Here is a 14,974-nt window from a genome sequence, read left to right on the forward strand (position 1 = left end):
AACGTGAACGACGACGGAATGTCCGGTTTTCCCGCGCCGCCGGCCGGGGACCGGCCACCGGAACCCGCGTGGGCCCCGGAGCCGAACCCCTGGGCGCCGAACTGGGCCGCCGCGCCGCCCGTCCCGATCGCCCCGCCGCGCAGCCGGCTCTGGGGCGCCGTCGCCGGTGTGCTCGTCGTCGTGCTGGCGATCTCCCTGATCGCGGCCACCATCCCGCACCGCGTCGACGGGCACGCGTACGTCGCCCAAGGCGCCGACACCGGCCGCGCGTACAGCGGCAGCTCGGACGGCAAGCCCGCCAAGCCCGTGCCCGAGCTGGCGCGCAACCCGCTGCTCTCGGCCGGCATCACGCCCGGGCCCGCGACGTGCGCGCTGCCCGACCTCGGCCGGGCACCCGCCCAGCTCAAGGCCTACTACGGCGCGCTCGCCGACTGCCTGGAGCAGTCGTGGCGCCCGGCGCTGGAGAAGGCGAACGAGCCGACGCTGACCGCCACGGTCTCGGTGACGCTGCCCGAGCACAGCGCGTGCGGCTCGGCGCCGTCGGAGACCGAAGCCGTCGCCTACTACTGCGGCGGCGACACCACGATCTACGCCCCGACCGACTGGATGCTGGCGGACGCCGGGCTCAACAAGGCCCGGCACATCGCGACGATCGCCCACGAGTACGGCCACCACGTGCAGCGCGAGAGCGGCATCCTGGCCGCGGCGGCCGACAAGATGACCTCGCCGAACGAAGACAGCGCGGCCGACAAGCAGGTCGTCCGCCGGATCGAACTGCAGGCGAACTGCTTCGGCGCGCTGTTCCTGGCCGCGGTCGCCGGCACGGGCTCGATCAGCCGGTCGCTGGCGAACGCCGCCGTCGCCGACTACGGCCGCGCCAACGACAGCGACACGCACGGTTCGCGCGCGCACCAGCTGTCGTGGGCGAAGGCCGGCTACGACAGCAAGAACACGAAGGCGTGCGACACGTGGAGCGCCGCGCCCGCCGAGATCAGCTGACGGTCCAGGCGGGGTCGCGGCCGAGCAGGGCGAGGAACCGGTCGAGCTCGCTCGCGTCCGTTCCGATCGTGACGCTGTGCGCGAAGGAGCCGTTCTTCTCGCGGCCTTCGTCCGGGATCCGCTCGGCGAGCTGCAACGCGGCGTGCACGGCTTCGGCGTCGGGCTCGTAGGGCAGGCCGAGCGTGCGGGCCAGGTCCCAGCCGTGCGCGACGGTGTCGACGAGGTGCATGTGCGCGGCGATCGTGCCGGGGAACGTGCCGAAGTGGTTGATGGTGAGCTGCCGCTCCAGCACGGCGTCGTCGGCGAAGGCGTCGAGGAAGTCGTCGACGGAAGCCCGGTAGGCGGCTTGGTGGTCATCGCCGAGCTCGCCCGCGTCCCAGTCCGGGGCCGAGCCGTCGCGGGCCGCGGTCGCGAAGGCGTGGTTCTCGCTGACCTGGTGGCGGAGCAGGTCGGCCAGGGTCCAGCCGGCGCACGGGGTCGGGCGCTCGAGGTCGGCCGGCTTGCTGGCGGCGACGATCTCGTCGAGGACGAGCAGGGTGCGGCGGTCGAGTTCGCGGAGATCCATGCTCCGCACGCTAGGCGCGGGAGCGGACCACGAACAGTGCCAAAGCCCGGCCACTTCAGGTGTGCCAATCTGGGGCGGTGGACGTCCACATCGACCTGACCGGGAAGCGCGGGCACCGCGACGCGATCTACCGCCAGTTGCGCGCGGCGATCCTGGACGGCCGGATCCGGCCCGGCGAGGCGCTGCCGCCGACGCGGGAGCTGGCGCAACGGCTGGCGGTCTCCCGCACCACGGTCAGCGCCGCCTACGACCGGCTCACCGCCGAGGGGTTCCTCGCCGGGCGCGTCGGCGCGGGCACGTTCGTCACGGCGTCGTCGCTGACCCGGCCGGCGCCGTCCTCGGTTTCGGGGGTCCGCCCGCTGCCGGAGTGGGACGCGGTGCCGGCGCCGCCCGCGCCGTTCGCGCCGGCCCCGGAGTTCGACTTCCGGCCCGGCGTCCCGGACCTCACGCGGTTCCCCTTCGACACGTGGCGCCGGCTCGTCACGCAGCTGCTGCGCGCGGGCCAGGCCGACCTGATGACGTACGGCGATCCGCAGGGCCTCGCGGCGTTGCGCACCGAGATCGCGCGGCACATCGGGGTGTCGCGGGACGTGCGGGCGAGCGCGGCGCAGGTCGTCGTCACCGCCGGCGCCCAGCAGACGACGGACCTGGTCGGGCGGGTGCTGTTGCGGCCGGGTGACGTGGCGGCCGTCGAGGACCCCGGCTACCCGCCGCCGCGGCTGGTGCTGGCCGCGCGGGGCGTGCGGGTGGCGCCGGTGCCGGTCGACTCCGCCGGGATCGTCGTCAGCGCGATCCCGGCCGAGGCGCGGCTGGTGTACGTGACGCCGTCGCACCAGTACCCGCTGGGGCTGTCGATGTCGCTGGAGCGGCGGCTCGAGCTGCTGGACTGGGCCGAGCGGCACGACGCCGTGCTCGTCGAGGACGACTACGACACCGAGTTCCGCTACACCGGGCGTCCGCTGGAACCGTTGCACAGCTTGGATTCCCGCGGCCGGGTCGTGTACGTCGGGTCGTTCTCGAAGGTGCTTTCGCCGGCGCTGCGGCTGGGGTTCCTCGTCGCGCCGCCGTCACTCGTGCCGGCGCTGGTGAAGGCCCGGTACCTCACGGACTGGCACGCGCCGAACGTCGAGCAGGCGGCGCTGGCGGCGTTCATGGCCGAGGGCGGCTTCGCGCGGCACGTCCGGCGGATGCGGAAGGTCTACCGCGAGCGGCACGAACTGCTGTCGGCGCTTCTTCCCGCCTTCGGTTTCTTGACGCTGTTGCCGTCTTCGGCCGGGCTGCACGTGAGCGCGGTTTCTCCGTCGGACCTCTCGCCGTTGGTGCGCCGCGCCCGGCACGCCGGCGTCCGGCTGTACTCGCTGGGCGACTTCGCGGTGGGCGAGCGGCCGCACGGGCTCGTGTTCGGCTACGGTGCGGTCGCGACCGAGCGGATCGGGCCGGGACTGGCCCGGCTGCGGGCGCTGGCGGACGGGGGAGCGGCGTGACCGACGACGTGATGGTGGCGATCGACGCCGGCCTGCGGCAGCACATCGGCGGTGACCGCGCGGGCGCGTACGCGACGTTCACGGAGTTGTGGGCGTCGATCGGCCCGGACGGCGACCCGCTGCACCGCGTCGCGCTGGCCCACCACATGGCCGACGTGTGCGACGACCCGGCGGAGGAGCTGGAGTGGGACCTGCGCGCGCTGGCGGCGGCGGACTCGCTGACCGACTCGCGGGCCCAGGAGTACCACTCGTCCTTAGCGGTGCGCGGGTTCTACCCGTCGCTGCACCTCAACCTGGGCGAGGACTACCGCAAACTGGGTGACCTGGCCGCGGCCCGTGAGCAGCTGGAACTGGCCCGAGCCCGCCTCGACGCCCTGGGCGACGACGACTACGCGGCAGGCATCCGCTCGGCGGTGGACGGCCTGGCCGAACGCCTCGGCTGAATCGGTTTGAATACCACGAGAACGCCCCGTTTGCCGGACTTTCGCGCGGGTCCCGGCACCCTTACCCTGTGGTGATCCAGCTCACCGACGGGAAGGATCGCCATGCGGATTGCGGATCTGCTGCGCAAGAAGGGGTCGGCGGTCGCAACGGTCACCCCGGAGACCACGGTGACCGCGCTGCTGACCGGCTTGGCCGAACACAACGTGGGCGCGATGGTGGTCGTGGCCCCGGACGGATCGATAGCGGGCATCGTGTCGGAACGCGACGTGGTCCGCCGCCTCAACGAACACGGCCCGGGGCTGTTGGAGGGCCCGGTGTCATCGATCATGACAAAGCTGGTGGCGAGCTGTACACCGGACGACTCGGTGGACCAGCTGTCGGTGCTGATGACGGAGCGCCGAATCCGGCACGTGCCGGTGCTGGCCGACGGGCGGCTGGCCGGGATCGTGTCCATCGGGGATGTGGTGAAGAACCGGATGGAGCAGCTGGAGAAGAGCCAGGAACAACTGGAGGCGTACATCTCCCAGGGCTGAGGAGGGCACGCCGTGACGGGCGTCCCGCTCAGCAGCGAGCGGAACGCCCGTGCGGTGTCGGTTGATCGGCGCCGTGTCCGCACCACGGCGTAACACTCTTCGCGGCCGTCACGACCCTGCCACTGGCACCTTGTCATGGCGCAACGGGAAGTGAGTACGGCTTGCGACGCCTCCAGCACCTTGTGGTGGTCATCCCCGGTATCGGTGGTAGCGCCCTGCGGAGACCGGATGGAACCACCTGGGAATTAGCGGGTGCGCAACTCGCAAGCATGGTCATCAGCCCGACCGGGTTGGACCTCGAACGATTTCCCGAGCTCGAACCGAGTGCGCTCGTCCGCACGTTCAGCGCGTTCGGCCCACTGCTGACCATCATCGGTTACGACAGATTGAGCGAACGCCTCACGAAGAGCTTCAAGGACGTCGTCCTGCACACGTATCGCTCTGGGGAAGCTGTTCCCGAAGACGTCGACGTTCTGCTGTTCCCGTACGACTTTCGTCGCTCGGTGGCCGATGCGGCGGAGCGCCTGGCCGGTGCGGTGCGTGCGACACTGGGACCTGAAGCCTCCTCGAGAAGGCGTGTCATCGTCGTGGCTCACTCCATGGGAGGGTTGGTCGCGAGGTACTGGATCGGCCCGCTCGGCGGCTGGTCGCTTTGTTCGGCGTTGCTGACTCTGGGGACGCCACATCGTGGCGCCCCGAAAGCCGTCGACTGGTTGGTCCGCGGACCGGGAATCGGCCCGCTTCGGCACCCCGGTCTGCGGAAAGTGCTGCGCCGGTGGCCCTCGCTCTACGAACTGCTGCCCCAGTATCCGGCGGTCTGGGACGAGAACGCCGGCCGCGAGACCGAGTTGACTCGGCTCCAACCGTCTGCCTACGCGGCACAGTTCGCGACGATGGCGGCCGCGGGCCGGCAGGTGCACGACGACATCGCCACGGCGTGGGGAGACATCCCGGCGGGCCGGGCCCCCGATGTGATTCCCTACTTCGGGCGTGGCCACGCCACCCCGAACCTGATCACCTTGCGGCCGAGCGGTCGACTCACGGTTGTGAAGGAGGATCCCGCCTGGCGCGGCAATGTCGGCTGGGCGGGTGATGGCACAGTACCGGCGCTATCGGCGATTCCTCGCGAACTGGGCGAGCAGAGAGCGGTCTGGCGCGGCATGCGAGAGCGTCACGGTCCGCTGACCGGCACCCCGTCCGTCATCGAAGTCTTGAGGACCTATTCGGGCGAGCCCATGCCGACGCGAGGCGGGGAAGCGCCGGAAACGCCGTGGCTTGGCCTCGATGTCGAGGACGTCGTGCCTGCCGGCATAGAGGTCGCGGTCGGCGTGACCATTCAGCCCGAAGCTGCACTGGCCGCCGGTGTGCAGATCACACTGTGCGCCGTTCCGGTGACCGCACCGCCGGTGTTCACGACGGTGATGACCGGCTCGGAGCGCACCTGGCGGGCGACGTTGCCGGCCCTGCTGCCGGGTCGTTACCGCATCGAGTTCGAAGCACGGCAGGTGCGTGGTCCCGAATCGATCTTCGCCGACGTCGATTTGGTCGTCCTGGATCCCACTCGGGAGGCCGAAGCCGCCGAGGAGGTGCTGTGAACCGTCCGCTGTGGAACCGGGCGGAAGATCCCGGCCTCGTGCTGCGGTACGTCGAAGCCAACACCGCGGCCACCCTGTTGAGCTCGCTACCACCGCGCACCGAAGGGTTCGGTCTCGGTGCCTTGGAACGGGTTCGCGCGGTGTTCGAGGGGTTCGCTCGTGCGGGAATCCGATACGCCGACGAGTCGGTGGTGGGTCAAGACGGCTGGCAAGAGATCCGCGGTCCGACAGAGGTGCTGAAGTCACCGCGGCTGGCGAACTGCGTCGACCTGGCGGTCACGTTCTCGGGTGCTTGCTTGGACGCCGGCGTGCACCCGCTCATCATCCTGCTGGACCCGGTAGCGGGTGGTCCTGCTCACGCGATGGTCGTGGCGTGGGTAGCCGGGTCCTGGAGCGGAGTCGGCGGAGACCCCGGATATGAGGACTTCGCTCCGGGTAACGGTCCGGAAGTGCTTTGGCCGCGTGGGATGCGCCAGGAAGTCGACGGTGCAGGGGCGTTTCTGCCGATCGAAATCACCCAGGTCACCGAGGAGGACCCCACCCTGGAGTCCGCGGTTCGGGTGGGCGCGAAGCTCCTGACCTCGGGGAACTGGCGGATCTCCCTCGTCGTGGATGTCGGCCTCCACTACGACCCGCGTGGCGAGATGCGCGCTCAAGCCCGGCATGTGAGCGGCATTCACACACATATCGAGGAAGTCAACTTCCTCGAAGGTTTCCGCAGGAACCTCCTCGCCGCCAACCTGCCGTTCGTGCCGCCGGCGGATGAGAGCGATCCGGTCCACCCTCGCCGGTTGCTGGACCGTCTGGCCATGGACGCGGGGCTGCCCGGCGTGTTGCTGGTCGGCGCCGCCGGAGTGGGAAAGACACGCACCTGCTTCGAAGTCGCCGCTCAGGCGGTGCAGGCGGGCTGGGCGGTACTCCATGTGACCGCCGGCGAAACCGCCGTCACCAGTTCGACTCTGAACCAAGCGATCATCGAAGAACGTGCCGACCGGATCCTCGTCGTCCTGGACTACCTCAACGACTATCGCATCGACTGGCTGTCACTGCGCAATCTCATATCGTCTGACAGGGCTCGTTACGGCTCGAAAATCGCCTTCATCGCTTCCTGCCGACCGGGGTGGCGTTCGACCGGAGCGGCGGCTTCGCTCGAAGTGCTGTTCGAAGTCATCGAGCTGGAGCCCGATGCGGCGCGAACGGCGGCGATCCGGGACCAGATCCTGCACGTGATGGCACCGGGGGCGGTTGAAGCGGTCGGTCTGGAGCGGATGCGGGACATCTGCGGAAACCGCCCGGTGATCGCCATGCTGATCGCTTCGGAGGCCGAAAGTCTCTGCGCTCGGCACTTGCTGGAGGAGGCGCTTCCCCGGATCCGGTCGGCCGACCTCATCAGCTGGCTGAAACGCAGACTACGGGAGGACAACCTGCTCCCGTCTCCCCCTGCCAACCACTTTGATGATGACGTGGCACCGCCAGGGCGTTCCCTGCAGGCGTGTGTGGCCATGATGCTTGCTTCCCCGCAAGGCGAAGCAAGCATCATGACATGCGGCCAAGAGCTGGCTGACGCCGAATCGATCTTCGCGAAGTTGAAGATGATGAAGTGGATGGTGAGAGGCCCTGGAGGATGGGCGCCGGTGCACGACCTGGTCGCCGACCAGCTGGTGGAGCACATCCTGATCGACCAGGTGACGAACATCGTTCGCGGAGATCTGTCCGATCGCGTGCTCGAAACTTGTTTGACGTCGGGGCGGTCCGTCGGTCGGTTCGCGCTGAACCTCAGTCGCGTGATACGCGACATGCCCACTGGAAAAGGGGAATCGTTTCGCAGTCGTTGTGCGGCATGGTTGTCCGCCAATGCGGAGCGTGCGGGTGAGGTGTTGGCCGGTGGTGAGGACGAGGGATCGTACGCTATCGGTGCCGTGTTAGAAAATCCCGCTTGGTCGCCGGTGGCTTTCAACGCATGGCATCAGGTCGTGGATCCCTGGTTGCGGCGGTACAAGCGGTCGATGTCCGCTCGTCACCTGTTCTACAAGGGATTCCGCTCAGAGGTGGGAAAGACCGACCCTCGGCTTGTGCCGGAGGCCCTTGCGTGGCTGAGCGAGCACGATACGACCGTTGAGGCGGGGTTTGTGCTGGGGCCTCTGCTGGGTCGTGATCTTGATGTGGGGAGTGCTGGGGTTGCGGTCGGTCATGCTCTTGCGTGGCTGGGTGTGCATGGAACGACCGTTGATGCGCAATTCGTTTTTTATGCTCTGTTGGGTCGTGATCTTGATGTGGGGAGTGCTGGGGTTGCGGTCGGTCATGCTCTTGCGTGGCTGGGTGTGCATGGAACGACCGTTGATGCGCAATTCGTTTTTTATGCTCTGTTGGGTCGTGATCTTGATGTGGGGAGTGCTGGGGTTGCGGTCGGTCATGCTCTTGCGTGGTTGAGTGTGCATGGAACGATCGTTGAGGCCAGGTTTGTGCTGAGCCCTCTGTTGGGCCGTGATCTTGATGTGGGGAGTGCTGGGGTTGCGGTCGGTCATGCCCTTGCGTGGCTGAGCGAGCAAGATACGACCGTTGAGGCGGGGTTTGTGCTGAGCCCTCTGTTGGGTCGTGATCTTGATGTGGGGAGTGCTGGGGTTGCGGTCGGTCATGCGCTCGCGTGGCTGGGTGTGCATGGAACGACCGTTGATGCGCAATTCGTTTTTTATGCTCTGTTGGGTCGTGATCTTGATGTGGGGAGTGCTGGGGTTGCGGTCGGTCATGCTCTTGCGTGGTTGAGTGTGCATGGAACGATCGTTGAGGCCAGATTTGTGCTTGAGTCCCTTTTGGGTCGTGAAGTTGATGTGGAGAGTGCTGGGGTTGCCGTCGGTCATGCTCTTGCGTGGTTGAGTGCGCATGGAGCGATTGTCGAGGCTGGGTTCGTGCTGGGGTCTCTGTTGGGTCGCGATCTTGATGTGGGGAGCGCGGGGGTTGTGGCCACTCGGATTCGTGATTGGTTGCGTCAATGCGGAACTGCTGTCGATGCGCAGTACGCCTTGGTGAAACTCTTCTCGCGCAAGATTGATGACGCAATTATGGAGGCGATCATTGATGCTTGTTTTTCTTGGCTTCGCCTGAATGGAACTTTGGCGAACGCGCATTTCTTGCTCGGATGCTTGCTGAGGCAGAATCTCAATGATGAGTATCGCGACGAGGCGGTCAAGGTCTCATTGCGGTGGCTGGAACTCAATGGGGTCGGCGACGACTCCGTGTCGAAGTATATCGCTCGTCAGCGTGAGATAACTGAGCCTGTCGCGGTTGCGTTCGTCGAGTGGGCGATCGCTAATCCTGGTGTCGAGGATATAGCGTGGAGATTAGGTTCAGTAGTGAAGGGGATTGCGCTCTGGCCGCACGTCGCCGAGTCGTTGCTGACTGCTGTCGAGCGCACGGTATGGTCTCTTCCTGATCATGAAACCTCGCTGAATGAGCAATCTGAATTTGATGGTCTCATGCGCTATCTTTGTCGGGCCACTCCGCTTAGTAACGGTATTCTGGGTGCCAGAGTCGATGATCTTCTGCGAATTTGGATCTCTCGACCGGAAAGTCTGAATTCAAATTGTTCGGCTGGGTCCAGCTTCTTGGAGCTCGTGTCACGTTCCTGTAGTTTATTTGTCTTACCTCGTCATGATTTCAGTGATCCGATTGAAGTGCTTGACCGTCTTGAAGAATGGACTGGGTGCTGGCGATGCGATGTTGAGGAGCAAGAAGCTGCGTTCGCCTGCATCAACCGAGCCCGATCGTTCTTGAGTTCCTGAGGTAGGGGCTACTCCCGCCAACCCGACAGTTCCACGCCCTTCGCGACATCCACCCGATAGGAAAGCTTCACCTCACCGGTCTGCCCCGGCTCCAACGTCAACTTCCACGTGAACTCACCCAGCTCCGAAGTCTCCACCGGCTCCGGCGACGTCTTCACATCCCGAACCGTGACCCCGTCATCCCGCGAAACAGGCGCCTGATCCAGCACCGTCACCTCAGCGGAACGCGGCCCATGGTTGCCCACCGAAATCCGGTACTCCGCCTCCCGCCGCTTCTGGCCCGACAAAGTCGCCTTCGAAGCCGTCCGGCGGATCAGCTCGCGCTCGATCCTGATCCGGTCGTCCACCCCCAATGCCAGCTCCAGCTCCTCCCCGGGAGCCCACGCCTCCAAAACGGTGGTCCCGACGAACTCGGCGTCGTGGAACACCGAAGCCCGCCCCGGCCGCAACGCGACCGACGACGAATTCACCACGACAGCCCGCAAGTACGCCTCCTCGGCCAGCACCGGCGCGGTCACGTAACCCAAAACCGCTGTGAGGGAAAGCTGAGCCAACGTCGTCCGATGCCCGGACGCCCCCGACGGCACCGCCACCGGGCGCGAAGGCCGGTACGTCACCGCCGTCGTCCCTTGCTCCACCGAAGCCAACTTCGGCGCCATCGGAGCGGCGGCCAAAGCCGCGAACCCCCTCGTCCGCGCGCCGTCCGGGATCCCGCCGCCCGAACCGCCGTACGCCGCCGCCGGGGCGGGTGGGACCGGGTGGACGCGGTCCAGGTACCACGGCGACAATTCCGGTACCACCACCGAAACCGCCGGCCGCGCGGTCGACAAAGCGAGTTCGCACTCCGGCCAGTCCTCGCCCGTGTGCTGGCTGACCAAACCATAAGAAAGAACCGTCACCTCGGTCCCGCGCACCCGGACGTCGTACCCCGGCTCCCAGCTCGCTCCGGGGACCACATAGGACAGTTCCAGCTCGGCCGAACCGGAGGCATCCGAAATCTCCAGCTCCACCACCACCGACGTACTGTCCTCATCGGACCGCGCACTGTGGGACTCGATCCGGCGATCCAAAGCAGCGAGGTCCTCACGCAGCCGCGTGATCCGATCCGAAAGCACCCGACGCGCCTTCAACGCCGACGCCAGCCGCGAACTCAAAGCGTCGGTCACCTCGGCGACGCGCGACGGCTCGGCGGTCCCGGCTGCCAGTGCCTTCGCGAAGCTGCCGCCGCTGCGCTTCGCGAGCGAAGTCAGCAGATCCACCTTCATCGCTTCGGCCGCTTCGTCGTCGACGACGCCGTCGAGCGTCGCTTGGTCCGCGCGCCGCTGGTCCACCAAAGCGCGCAACGCGGCGTCGGCCGGCGAAGCGTGCCGCTCGGTGCGGACGTCGACGCCCGTGATCAGCGCGGGGCCGGTCCCGGTGACGCGCACCGAGCCCGGGTCGAGGGACAGGGGGAGCCCGGCGAACGTCAGGCGCGGCCCGCCGTCGAGCGGGGCCTTGCCCCGGCGGGTGATCCGGGCCTGCTGCGGGTAGACGGTCACGGCGGAGATCGGCGCTTCCACGGTCGGCATGCCCCCGACGTTAGTCTCTTGACACCCCCGAGGCCGGAGCGGAAGTCTCGACACTCGTCCGCTTCGCCCGGCTTGGGGGTTTGAGTGAAAGCCGCACGAACCGCAGTCCTGCTCTTCGCACTGGCGACCTTGCCGCTGACCGCGGTGCCCGCCGAAGCCGCGCCGCCCGCCCCGGTCTTCACCGGCGGCCAGGCCCAGCCCGTGTTCGACCCGGCCGACGTCGTCCGCGAAGACGTCTGGGTCACCGCGCCGGTCGACAGCGACCACGACGGCGCCGACGACCTCGTGCACGCCCAGGTCGTCCGCCCGCGTGCGACGCAGCAGGGGCTGAAGGTCCCCGTCGTCTACCAGGCCAGCCCGTACTACGCCGGCGGCAACGACGTCGCGAACCACGACGTCGACGTCGAGCTCTACGCGCCCGGCCACGCCCGCGGCCCGGAAGGCCCGCGCGTCGCCGCGCACGGCGTCGGCCCGGCCACCCCCATCACCTGGCGCTACCAGGACTACTTCACCGCCCGCGGGTTCGCCGTCGTGTACGGCGAGTCGCTCGGCACCGGCCTCTCGACCGGCTGCCCGACCACCGGCGACGTCAACGAGACGATCGGCGCGCGCTCGGTCGTCGACTGGCTCAACGGCCGCACCGCCGCGAAAGATGCAAACGGCGCCGCGGCGAAGGCCGACTGGAGCACCGGCAAGACCGGCATGATGGGTGTGTCCTACAACGGGACGCTGCCGAACGCCGTCGCGAGCACCGGCGTCGAAGGCCTCGAGACGATCGTGCCGATCGCCGCGATCTCCAGCTGGTACCAGTACTACCGCAACGACGGCGCCGTCGTCGCGGCCGGCGGGTTCCAGGGCGAGGACGCCGACGTGCTCGCCGAGTACGTCTACACCCGGGCCGACCGGCAGGTCTGCCGCGCGGTCATCGACGGCCTGACCCGCGACCAGGACCGCGTGACCGGCGACTACACGCCGTTCTGGGACGTCCGCAACTACCGCAACGACGTCGCCAAGGTGCACGCGTCGGTGCTCGCGGTGCACGGCCTCAACGACTGGAACGTCAAGACCGACCAGGTCGCCGAGTGGTACGAAGCGCTGAAGGCGCACGGCGTCGAGCACAAGATCTGGCTGCACCAGTCCGGCCACGCCGACCCGTACTCGCTGCGTCGCGACGCCTGGCTCGCGACGCTGAACAAGTGGATGTCGCACTACCTCTACGGCATCGACAACGGCATCCAGAACGAACCGAAGGCGACGATCCAGCGCGAGGACCTGTCGTGGGTCGACGAGGCCGACTGGCCGGCGCCGACGACGGCCGACGTCCGCGTGTACCCGTGGCCGGGCGGCCGGTCGAAGGGCACCATCGACACGCGCAACCCGGTCCCGGGCAAGGCGGCCGTCGAGACCCTCGCCGACGACTCGTCGAAGACGATCGAGCAGCTGGCCGGTCTGGCTTCGTCCGGTAACCGGCTGCTGTACGCGACTTCGGCGGCGAAGCAGTCCGTACGCCTCTCCGGTACCGCGCGCGCCGACCTGGCGCTGGCGTTCGACCGGCCCGCGGCGAACGTCTCGGCGATCCTGCTCGACCGCGCTCCCGACGGCACGTCCCACGTCATCAGCCGCGGCTGGACCGACCCGCAGAACCGCGCGTCGCCGGCCCGCACCGAGCCGATCACGCCCGGGCAGACCTACCGGATCGGCGTCGAGCTGATGCCGAAGGACTACATCCTCGCGGCGGGGCACCGGCTGGAGTTCCTGCTGGCTTCGAGCGACCACGACTACACGCTGCGGCCGAAGCCGGGCGCGGGGCTGGCGCTCGACCTGACCAGGACGTCGGTGACGCTGCCGGTCACGGGCGGCAAGCCGGCGCTGCGAGCCGCGTTCGGCTGATGCTGCCGGAGCACCTGGACGCCGACGTCCGCACGTTGTGGGAGTACCACGACCTGCGACACGAGCCGCGGCGTTCCGACGTCGGGATCGGGCTGGGCAGCCGTGATCCCGGCGTCGCCGTCCACACCGCCGAGCTGTTCCACGCCGGCCGCTTCCCGCTCGTCGCCTTCACCGGCGCCAACGCCCCGACGACGGTGGAGCGCTTCCCGCGCGGCGAAGCGGTCCACTACCGCGAAATCGCGCTGGAGCGGGGCGTGCCCGACGACGTGATCCTGGTCGAGCCGGCGGCCCGCAACACCGGCGAGAACATCGCGTTCACCCGCCGGCTGCTGGCCGGCCGGGAAATCCGGTCCGTGACGCTGGTGACGCGGCCCTACCAGCAGCGCCGGGCGTACGCGACGGCGAAGCAGCTCTGGCCCGGCGTCGACGTCGTATGCGCGTCGAAAGCGGTCTCGTTCGAGGACCACGTCACCGGGGAAGAGGACGTCGAGCGCGTGGTCAGCATGCTCGTCGGCGAGACCCAGCGGATCACCCGGTACGCGGAACGGGGCTTCGCGATCCCGCAGCCCGTCCCGGCCGGCGTCGAGCGTGCGTTCGGCCGGCTGGCCGCGGCGGGGTTCACGCAGCGTCTCCTGCCACACCGCTGAAGATCACGCACTGTAACGATCTTCGCAGGTCAGGCGACTCATAGGGGTTCTGTCCGCTGTGAGAGGAAACCGCCATGACCTCGACCGCCGAACCCACGTTGGCGAGCTTGCGCGCTCAGCTGACCGGATCGCTCCTGACCCTCGGCGACGCCGGCTACGACGTCGCCCGATCGGTCTGGAACGGCGAGATCGACCGCCGTCCCGCGGTCGTCGTGCAGCCCGCCGGGCCCGGGGACGTCGCGGCGGCGCTCGCGTACGCGCGCGAAGCGGCGCTCGACGTCTCGGTGCGCGGCGGCGGCCACAACTTCGGAGGCGCCGCGGTCGTGGACGGTGGCGTCTGCATCGACTTGAGCTCGTTGCGGGCGATCAGCGTCGACCCGGAGAACCGGACCGCGCGCGTCGGCGGCGGCGCGACGTGGGCGCAGCTCGACGCCGCCACCCAGGAACACGCGCTCGCAGTGCCGGGCGGCACGGTCAGCCACACCGGAGTCGGCGGCCTCACCCTCGGCGGCGGCTTCGGGTGGCTGACCGGCAAGCACGGCCTGAGCTGCGACAACCTGCTCTCGGCCGAGGTCGTCACGGCCGACGGGCAGATCCTGCGCGCGTCCGCCGACGAGCACCCCGACCTGTTCTGGGCGCTGCGCGGGGGTGGGGGCAACTTCGGCGTGGTCACCGAGTTCGAGTTCCGGCTGCACCCGGTGGGCCCGATCGTCCACCTGGGGCTGTTCTTCTGGGGGCTCGACGACGGCGCCGCCGCCCTGCGCCAGGCCCGCGACGTGCTCGAGACGCTGCCGCCCGAAATGGGCGTCCTGGTCGCCGGGCTCAACGCACCGCCCGCACCGTTCGTGCCCGAGGAGCACCACTTCCGGCCCGGCTACGCGCTGCTGATCGCCGGGTTCGAGGGGGAGGACCAGCACGCCGAGGCGATCCGCGGGGCGCGGTCGGGGACGGCGCCGCTGTTCGAATTCGTCTCGCCGATCCCGTACGTGGAGCTCCAGCGGATGATCGACGACGCCGCGCCGTGGGGCATCCTCGGCTACGAGAAGGCCGCCTTCGTCGACGGCTTGACCGACGCGGTCATCGATGTGATCACCGACTTCCTGCCGCGGAAGGCGTCCCCCCTGTCGATCATGCCGATCTTCTCGATGCACGGGGCGTTCGCCGCGGCCGACGACGCCGCGACGGCCTTCGGCGGGGCCCGGCGGAAGAGCCTGGCCGTGAACATCGCCGCGCTCGCTCCCGAAGCCGGGCCGTTCGCCGCGGACCGCTCCTGGGTGCGCGGGTTCTGGGCGGCGCTGGTGCCGCACGCGTCCAACTCCGCCGGCTACGTCAACTTCATGGCCGAGTACGACGAGGACCGCGTCCGGACGTCGTACGGTGAAAAGTACGAGCGGCTCGCGCGGATCAAGGCGCAGTACGACCCACGCAACGTGTTCCACCACAACGCGAACATCCCGCCCGCGGGGTGAG

General features: G+C 68.5%; 11 protein-coding genes. 9 read left to right on the top strand and 2 right to left on the bottom strand.

What is annotated here, in order from left to right:
* Positions 1-18: 18 nt before the first annotated feature.
* Positions 19-999 carry a neutral zinc metallopeptidase gene (locus tag BLV96_RS30710; RefSeq protein WP_091389844.1) on the top strand — a complete coding sequence of 327 codons (981 nt, stop codon included), beginning with the start codon at positions 19-21 and terminating at the stop codon, positions 997-999.
* Here the strand turns inward: BLV96_RS30710 and BLV96_RS30715 are convergent.
* Complete coding sequence (locus BLV96_RS30715) at positions 992-1,564, bottom strand: TIGR03086 family metal-binding protein (RefSeq protein ID WP_208608366.1); 573 nt, start codon at positions 1,562-1,564, stop codon at positions 992-994. The genes BLV96_RS30710 and BLV96_RS30715 overlap by 8 nt on opposite strands.
* Positions 1,565-1,641: 77 nt before the next feature.
* On the opposite strand from BLV96_RS30715, the gene pdxR reads away from it, so the two are divergent.
* From pdxR to BLV96_RS49320, 5 genes are all read left to right on the top strand, one after another.
* Entirely contained in the window at positions 1,642-3,048 is a 1,407-nt protein-coding gene (gene pdxR / locus BLV96_RS30720) for a MocR-like pyridoxine biosynthesis transcription factor PdxR (protein WP_086684991.1), read from the top strand.
* On the top strand, positions 3,045-3,491 hold the full coding sequence (locus BLV96_RS30725) for a hypothetical protein (protein WP_086684988.1): 447 nt from the start codon (positions 3,045-3,047) through the stop codon (positions 3,489-3,491). Before pdxR ends, BLV96_RS30725 begins: the two co-directional genes overlap by 4 nt.
* 102 nt (positions 3,492-3,593) lie before the next feature.
* The gene (locus tag BLV96_RS30730; protein ID WP_086684985.1) at positions 3,594-4,025 is read left to right on the top strand and encodes a CBS domain-containing protein; all 432 of its coding nucleotides are present in this window, start codon (positions 3,594-3,596) and stop codon (positions 4,023-4,025) included.
* Positions 4,026-4,294: 269 nt separating this feature from the next.
* Positions 4,295-5,620 carry an esterase/lipase family protein gene (locus tag BLV96_RS30735; protein WP_086684982.1) on the top strand — a complete coding sequence of 442 codons (1,326 nt, stop codon included), beginning with the start codon at positions 4,295-4,297 and terminating at the stop codon, positions 5,618-5,620.
* On the top strand, positions 5,617-9,399 hold the full coding sequence (locus BLV96_RS49320) for an NACHT domain-containing protein (RefSeq protein ID WP_143051044.1): 3,783 nt from the start codon (positions 5,617-5,619) through the stop codon (positions 9,397-9,399). The genes BLV96_RS30735 and BLV96_RS49320 overlap by 4 nt, the downstream gene beginning before the upstream one ends.
* A gap of 8 nt (positions 9,400-9,407) precedes the next feature.
* Here the strand turns inward: BLV96_RS49320 and BLV96_RS30750 are convergent, their stop codons facing one another.
* Positions 9,408-10,967 carry a mucoidy inhibitor MuiA family protein gene (locus BLV96_RS30750; protein WP_086684485.1) on the bottom strand — a complete coding sequence of 520 codons (1,560 nt, stop codon included), beginning with the start codon at positions 10,965-10,967 and terminating at the stop codon, positions 9,408-9,410.
* A gap of 84 nt (positions 10,968-11,051) precedes the next feature.
* Between BLV96_RS30750 and BLV96_RS30755 the strand changes: the two genes are divergently transcribed.
* The 3 genes from BLV96_RS30755 to BLV96_RS30765 all read left to right on the top strand — a co-directional run bounded on the left by BLV96_RS30755 (position 11,052) and on the right by BLV96_RS30765 (position 14,973).
* On the top strand, positions 11,052-12,857 hold the full coding sequence (locus BLV96_RS30755; protein ID WP_086684488.1) for a Xaa-Pro dipeptidyl-peptidase: 1,806 nt from the start codon (positions 11,052-11,054) through the stop codon (positions 12,855-12,857).
* Positions 12,857-13,504: a YdcF family protein gene (locus BLV96_RS30760; protein WP_086684491.1), complete on the top strand. Its 648-nt coding sequence runs from the start codon at positions 12,857-12,859 to the stop codon at positions 13,502-13,504. Before BLV96_RS30755 ends, BLV96_RS30760 begins: the two co-directional genes overlap by 1 nt.
* A gap of 74 nt (positions 13,505-13,578) precedes the next feature.
* The gene (locus BLV96_RS30765) at positions 13,579-14,973 is read left to right on the top strand and encodes an FAD-binding oxidoreductase (RefSeq protein ID WP_086684494.1); all 1,395 of its coding nucleotides are present in this window, start codon (positions 13,579-13,581) and stop codon (positions 14,971-14,973) included.
* Position 14,974: the final 1 nt, after the last annotated feature.

The organism is Amycolatopsis pretoriensis (assembly GCF_900107925.1).
GTDB classification, from domain to species: domain Bacteria; phylum Actinomycetota; class Actinomycetes; order Mycobacteriales; family Pseudonocardiaceae; genus Amycolatopsis; species Amycolatopsis pretoriensis.

What these genes read in the sequence shown, in the direction of transcription:
- BLV96_RS30710 (WP_091389844.1), top strand. Translation starts at nt 19, where the DNA reads ATGTCCGGTTTTCCCGCGCCGCCGGCCGGGGACCGGCCACCGGAACCC.
- BLV96_RS30715 (WP_208608366.1), bottom strand. Translation starts at nt 1,564, where the DNA reads ATGGATCTCCGCGAACTCGACCGCCGCACCCTGCTCGTCCTCGACGAG.
- BLV96_RS30730 (WP_086684985.1), top strand. Translation starts at nt 3,594, where the DNA reads ATGCGGATTGCGGATCTGCTGCGCAAGAAGGGGTCGGCGGTCGCAACG.
- BLV96_RS30735 (WP_086684982.1), top strand. Translation starts at nt 4,295, where the DNA reads ATGGTCATCAGCCCGACCGGGTTGGACCTCGAACGATTTCCCGAGCTC.
- BLV96_RS30750 (WP_086684485.1), bottom strand. Translation starts at nt 10,967, where the DNA reads ATGCCGACCGTGGAAGCGCCGATCTCCGCCGTGACCGTCTACCCGCAG.
- BLV96_RS30760 (WP_086684491.1), top strand. Translation starts at nt 12,857, where the DNA reads ATGCTGCCGGAGCACCTGGACGCCGACGTCCGCACGTTGTGGGAGTAC.
- BLV96_RS30765 (WP_086684494.1), top strand. Translation starts at nt 13,579, where the DNA reads ATGACCTCGACCGCCGAACCCACGTTGGCGAGCTTGCGCGCTCAGCTG.